The sequence below is a fragment of the Rhodococcus sp. BS-15 genome, assembly GCF_000813105.1.
Classification (GTDB): Bacteria; Actinomycetota; Actinomycetes; order Mycobacteriales; family Mycobacteriaceae; genus Rhodococcoides.
This window is the reverse complement of sequence record NZ_BAOX01000331.1, coordinates 1-5106: the sequence shown is the minus strand read 5'-3', so window position 1 is coordinate 5106 and position 5106 is coordinate 1. Positions and strand designations below refer to the sequence as shown.

3 protein-coding genes are annotated in these 5106 nt (G+C 63.9%); 1 reads left to right on the top strand and 2 read right to left on the bottom strand.

The window, feature by feature from the left end; genetic code table 11:
• A partial coding sequence (locus RHBS_RS24160; RefSeq protein WP_145977585.1) for a (Fe-S)-binding protein occupies positions 1-2551 on the bottom strand: 2551 nt, incomplete at its 3' end.
• Between the two features lie 589 nt (positions 2552-3140).
• Here RHBS_RS24160 and RHBS_RS24155 point away from each other — a divergent pair.
• Positions 3141-3836 carry an ammonium transporter gene (locus tag RHBS_RS24155; protein ID WP_128646631.1) on the top strand — a complete coding sequence of 232 codons (696 nt, stop codon included), beginning with the start codon at positions 3141-3143 and terminating at the stop codon, positions 3834-3836.
• Positions 3837-4131: 295 nt separating this feature from the next.
• Here the strand turns inward: RHBS_RS24155 and RHBS_RS24150 are convergent.
• A partial coding sequence (locus RHBS_RS24150; RefSeq protein WP_128646629.1) for a S1 family peptidase occupies positions 4132-5106 on the bottom strand: 975 nt, incomplete at its 5' end.

Below are 5106 nucleotides of genomic sequence, written 5' to 3'. Positions count from 1 at the left end.
CTTCGCGCCGGGTGCCTTGCCCCTTCATCTGCAGGCCCTTGCCGCCGGGTGCCTTGCCCCCGGCCATGCCGAGGCCCTTGGGCTTGGCGGCGGGTTCAGCGTCGGCACTGTCGGCACTGTCGGCCGGTGCAGCGGAACCGGGTGCCTTGGCTCCCGGAGCCTTGGCCAGACCCTTCATCTTCAGTCCGCCGCCGGCCTTGGGAGCCGGAGCTGCCGGAGCGGACTTCGCCTCGGCCGGCTCCTCGACGGGTGCGATGCGTTCGGCCTCTTCGACCTCGGCGGCGTTCTCGGTCGCCAGCTTCTCCTCGGGAGTGCGCTCGCGGGGGATGACCTTGATGTTCTCGGCCAGCACCGAGGACTCGACGCGGGTGATCGACTCGAGCATCAGCTGCGCGACGTCGACGACCTCGACGCCCTCGTGTGCGCCGCCTTCCTGACGTGCGGTGACACCGTCGGTGAGCATCACTCGGCAGAACGGGCAACCCGTGGCGATCTTCTTCGGGTTGGTCGCCAGTGCCTCGTCGACCCGGTCGATGTTGATGCGCTTGCCGATGTTCTCTTCCATCCACATGCGTGCGCCACCGGCACCACAGCACATGGACCGCTCACCGTGGCGCGGCATCTCCTTGAGATTGGAGCCCGACGCGGCCATGAGCTCACGCGGGGCGTCGTACACCTTGTTGTGACGGCCCAGGTAGCACGGGTCGTGGTAGGTGATGTCCTGGCTGACCGAGGCCACCGGGATCAGCTTCTTCTGCCGCACGAGGCGGTTGAGCAGCTGCGTGTGGTGGACCACCTCGTAGTCACCGCCGACCTGCGGGTACTCGTTGCCGAGTGCGTTGAAGCAGTGGGCGCAGGTGACGACGATCTTGCGCTTGTTCTGCTCGACACCCTCGAAGACGTTGTTCAGCGTCTCGATGTTCTGCATGGCGAGCTGCTGGAACAGGAACTCGTTGCCTGCGCGGCGAGCGGAGTCGCCGGTGCAGGTCTCGTCCGCGCCGAGCACCATGAACTTCACGCCTGCGGTGGCGAGCAGCTCGGCGACGGCTTTGGTGGTCTTCTTCGCGCGGTCCTCGTAGGCACCGGCGCAGCCGACCCAGAAGAGGTACTCGTAGTCCTGGAACGAATCGGCGTCCTGGCCGAAGACCGGGATGTCGAAGTCCATCTCGTTGATCCAGTTGAGACGGTCCTTGGAGTTCTGACCCCACGGGTTGCCCTTGTTCTCGAGGTTCTTGAACAGACCTGCGAGCTCGGACGGGAACTCCGATTCGATGAGCACCTGGTAGCGGCGCATGTCGATGATGTGGTCGACGTGCTCGATGTCAACCGGGCACTGCTCGACGCAGGCACCGCAGGTGGTGCAGCTCCACAGCACCTCGGGATCGATGATGCCGCCCTCGATGGCGTCGGCGACGAGCTTGCGATCGGCCTCGTCACGAGCGTTCTGCGGGATGGCGTCGAGCGCCTTCTGGTCGACGTTGCCTTCGGCGTCGACGAGTCCGACCTCGTCGCCTGCCATGTCCTTCTTGCCGCCGGCCAGCAGGTACGGGGCCTTGGCGTGGCTGTGGTCACGCAGCGACATGATCAGCAGCTTGGGGGAGAGGGGCTTGCCGGTGTTCCAGGCGGGGCACTGCGACTGGCAGCGGCCGCACTCGGTGCAGGTGGTGAAGTCGAGCCAGCCCTTCCAGCTGAAGTCTTCGATCTTGCCTGCGCCGAACGCGTCGACGTCGGGGTCGGCCTCTTCCATCTCGAGGACCTTGCCGCCGGACATCATCGGCTTGGCCGGGCCGAGAGCGACGGTGCCGTCATCCATGCGCTTGAAGTAGATGTTGGGGAACGCGGTGAAGCGGTGCCACGCGACACCCCAGTTGATCCTGCTTCCGACCACATACAGCCACACCATCGCCGACATCAGTTTGACGAACGCAAACGCCGACACCATCTCGGGGCTCGCTGGCAATAGCTTGGCGACCTGCATGGTGAAGAAGTCGGTGTACGGGTTCGCATGTCCGTAGGTTGCGATCTTGCCGGCCTTGACGAGGATCATGCCAAGACCCTCGATGAGCACGATGGCTTCGACGAAGTATGCGGCCTTGAAGTTGGAGCCGGCGAAGCGTGACTGGCTATCAGGATTGCGAGGGTGGTTGAGCTGCCGGATCACAATCAGGACGACGATCCCGATCACAGTTCCGAGGCCGAGAACCTCGTCCATCAGGTGATAGACGGCCCAGTCGCCGAAGACAGGCCAGTGGCCCTCGGGGTTGAACGTTTGGATGTTCGCTTCCATGGCCACGACCGCGCCGCCCAAGAAGCCGAACATCACCAGCCAGTGCGCCCAGCCGACGGTCCGAAACTTGACCATCTTGGTGTGAGCGACGAACTCGATCACCATCTGTTTGAAGCGGGGCACGATCGGCCGCCAGCGATCGGGGGCGGGCTGACCCAGCCGAACGATTCCGACCATCCTCAGGGCACCGCGAACAAAGATGTACCAGCAGTAGATGCTGATCACGGCACCTACGAAGCCGAATGAGAGCGTCACGGCATTCATGTCGCGGCCTTTCGTTCAGGTGGCAGCTGGAGGGCTACCGCGGGTTCAGCCCGTCGAGCTGGACTACGGTCTAAGTTACTCGCCGGTAGCAACTTCGTCGTACTGACGGGTAACTTAGCATCGCTGGGCGAAGCGATGCTGGTGGGTGCTGAAATGAGGCCGTCCGACGGGCGGGCTTAACTCGTCAGTAGGTTGTCTCGCAGATCACCGTATGCGTAGGCCGTCGAGGTGTTGTCGAGAAGGCAGTCCTTACCTACTCCCTGCGCGCGGCCGTATGTCGCGCAAGATCCACCTGTGGCCGGTGGGATCACGCGCCCGGTGTTCCTCGATCGTTCGAACGATCGACATCTCCGACCCCAGCATGACGTGACTCGAGCCGCTGTGCTGCGAATATCCAAAATGTTTGTGACAGTGGGTAACTGACAGGCGGCAGACCGGTTGCAAAAGGACAACGACCGGTCCGATTCGTACGCTACAATTCCGGAGCGCACCACAAGTCGCAGACGCGTCATCGGGGTGACTTTGCGTTTGACGGTTGCCTAGCGGTACTGCCAAGCACTCAATGCACAGAAACGGAACTGAACTCCACATGAAACTCAGCAAACTGGTCGTCACGTCGGCCCTCGTCGCAGTCGCGATGGGCCTGGCCAGCGGAACCGCGTATGCCCAGCCCGCCGATGAGACGGCCCCCGGTGACACCAACTACACCGTCGATCTCGAAGATCGCACGATCGTCACCACCATCGACGCAGGTGTCTTCAAGGTCGCCGACGACGGCAAGACGGTCGACGTCCTCGACGCCGCCGACAACACCCTCGTGACGCTTCCCCTGTCGTTCAACCTCGGCGGACTCAACTTCCCGTACGAGCAGAACATCGACGACAACGGCAAGACCCTGCGTTTGGTTCCGAACCTCGATCTCAGCCAGGCTTCGCTGCGTTCCAGTGACTTGCCTGCGGTGAGTACCGTCGCCTCGCCCGAGGAGAACCTCAAGGCGCAGCAGAACTTCTCATCTCAGCTCGCTATCGCATCTGCTGTCGGGAGCGTGACCGGCACCATCATCGGCGCTGGCGTCGGTTGCATCATCGGTGGAACGCCGCCCGCGCTGACGGTCGTCGGAATTCCGGTCGCCGTACTCACCTGCATCGGTGGTGCCCTCGTCGGTGCACCGATCGGAGCGCTTGCCGGAACCATCACGGCAGGCGGACCCACTCTCGTTGTTGCGGGCATCGACTTGATCAACACGCTGAACGCGGCACCCGGCACCACGGTGTACGCCAACTAGCCTTCAGCTTCTGCACCAAGCGGGGCCCGCACTCTCGACGAGAGTGCGGGCCACGCTTCTTTCGAAACCTTCAGGCTCCGTGAATGGTGGCGAGCTTGATGCCCTCGGTGACGATCGTGTACCCGTCGCTGAGTATCGAGAAGCCGAGAGAGAGTATTTCGATCATGTGGAGGTCCGCCTCGGTACTGGATCGGAAAACGCAGGACGCGACAATGCGCCTCGCAGCGATGGACTCGTCGGATCATACGGAGCGTGGGTGTATTTGTCCGAGTGGACGCCTACGACGTACGGATGGTCAGACCGGGGTTCTCGGCGAGTACGTCGTTGATGGGGGTGGCGAACAGCTCGGGCCGCTGACCCTGCAGCATGCTGACGACGGTCGCGACCTCGCAGGAGGCTGATCGCCCACGTTCGATGCACTGGCGATCCCGACGGCGAGGGTGCCGCTGACGACGGGGCCGCCGCTGTCGCCGCGCAGCGCGCAGATGGAGGTGGAGAATCTACGGTCCGGGACATTGTCGCCCAGCACGACGTGTTGGTCCGTGGAAAGAATGGTGCCGCAACTGAATCCGGTTCGGGATCCGGATTTGCAGACCGGAGCGCCCACGATCGGATCCACTGTCCCGGTGACGTGCAGTGGGGCTGCTCCGGGGACTCGGACGGCGTTGCTCTCGAATTCGGCGACGTTGGCATCGTCGATGTCGATCAAGGCGTAATCGTTGCGCGACTGGCTGGTTCGGTAGAAGGTTCCGAATTTCGAGCCCACGAGACTGCCGAACATCGGGTACGCGCCCGTCACTGCCGCTGAACCGGTATCGGTGGTACTCGGATTGCAGTGGCCCGCAGTGATGTTGACCGATCCGTGCGTCGGGTCGACGGCATTGAACCCGAGTGAGCAGCGCTGACCGAGGCCGGCCGGTGTACCCGCGAGAAAGCTGTCGCCGCCCAGATACGAACTCGCGCGAATCGGGCCTGCGGTCGGTGACAGATCGAACGGGAGAAGGTCCACCAGCGGCTGGACGGCGTCGAACACTGCCGGCGGGATCTCGATGGGCGCGGCATCGATCCCGAAACCGCTGGCCGACGCGGCGTCGGCCACGTCGGCGTGGGACGGTCCGTCCGCCACCGTGACGACAGGGCGTCCGTCCGCATCCAGCCACGCACTCGTGACCCCCGTCGGAACCGACGGTGTCGGTGAACGTCGGCCAGCCGGCGCGCCGCGTCCGCCCGGTCGAGAAATTGCTGCGGAGTCAGCCCGGAGGTCGCGGGC

What these genes read in the sequence shown, in the direction of transcription:
- RHBS_RS24155 (WP_128646631.1), top strand. Translation starts at nt 3,141, where the DNA reads ATGAAACTCAGCAAACTGGTCGTCACGTCGGCCCTCGTCGCAGTCGCG.